The 1,368-nt window shown below is 35.7% G+C and carries 1 protein-coding gene; it reads left to right on the top strand.

Translation table 11 applies throughout. The features are described from left to right. Nucleotides 1-145: 145 nt before the first annotated feature. Nucleotides 146-1,123: a phosphotransferase enzyme family protein gene (locus tag AC1DWN_RS33790; protein ID WP_477563191.1), complete on the top strand. Its 978-nt coding sequence runs from the start codon at nucleotides 146-148 to the stop codon at nucleotides 1,121-1,123. The last annotated feature ends 245 nt before the right edge of the window (nucleotides 1,124-1,368 follow it).

Genomic DNA, 1,368 nt, shown 5'->3' with positions numbered 1-1,368 from the left:
ACGGATCTGTGAGGGCTTGCAGGTCAAACCTACAAAATGGTAGGCCTGCATTCTACTCGACTTAAAGACGTTTTTTATTGACAGTAATCAATTGATTTTAATTAGAATAAGATCAGATTACTTTCGGAGGGGGATAAGGAGTAATATGGATAAGAAGATTAAACAGCTATTCAATCAAGATATATTGAGACAAGCCGCAGAACGTTATGGTATACGCGAAGACTCAATGATCGAATTAAATGGTTTTCAAAACTTTGTATATTCTGGATTGGTCGGAGAACGCGAGGTAATTCTAAGAATTGCCCACAAAACACATCGGAATGAATTATTAACGAGAGCAGAATTAGACTTTATCACGTTTTTGGCGGAGTCCGGTTTAGAAGTAGCTAGACCGGTTCAGACTTTAATGGGTGATCTTCTTCATACAATTGATGATGCTTTTGTTGTGACAGCTTTTGAGAAAGTCTCTGGCAGAAATGCAAAAATTGCCGAGGAAAGCAATACTTTTTATGAGAATATAGGTCAATTTGTTGGAAAAATACATAAGCTTTCACTTCACTATACCCCAAAAAATTTACGGTATGAATGGAATGATAATGCTTTATTAGCTTCATTTAAAAACTATTGTCCGTCAGAATTATATAGCAGTTTCGACCGTTTAATTGGGGAAGTTAGCGACTTTTCCAAGGATAAAGAAACTTACGGCCTTATTCATGGGGATGTCAGCTGCGGGAATTATCTAAATGATGGGGATAAGGCAAATATTATCGACTTTGACGAGGCGGAATATAGCTGGTTTGTGTCTGATATTGCTACACCATTATTTTATGAAATCCCCATACCATGGGTTGTGGATGGAGAGGTAAGAAAGGAGATTACAAAGCGCTTTTTTTCCAATTTCTTAAACGGCTATTGTAAAGAAAATACTGTAAGTCAAGAATGGTTAAAGAAAATACCTTTATTTACCGATTTAAGACAAGCTAGAGTTTTATCCGCTCTATATAGAAGCAGAGATTTTAATGCTCTTGATTGGAGTGAATGGGATGAACAAGCTCGACGCTTCTACTATTTCAACTTACTGAATAACACACCATATATTGATTTGGACTTTTCGCGAATTTAATATTGTTTATACTAACTGACAGGAAAGCATGATGAACAAGTGAAGTAAATAAAAAAATGATTTCACACATGTGTAGAAATGGTAAATTAGAAATGGTTGGGTTTATGGTGTAATCATTATTGATATATATATTAAGAGGGAGGAAACGGATATGCAGGAAAATGAGGGAATCAAAGCGGAAGAAAGACTGGAAGACATTACGGGTATAACTTGTATTTACGTACCGGTAAATGATGTTTATGAGT

The organism is Paenibacillus sp. P4_A7 (assembly GCF_056402455.1).
The sequence above is the reverse complement of the archived record's forward strand: the minus strand, read 5'-3'. Positions and strand labels throughout refer to the sequence as shown.

What these genes read in the sequence shown, in the direction of transcription:
- AC1DWN_RS33790 (WP_477563191.1), top strand. Translation starts at nt 146, where the DNA reads ATGGATAAGAAGATTAAACAGCTATTCAATCAAGATATATTGAGACAA.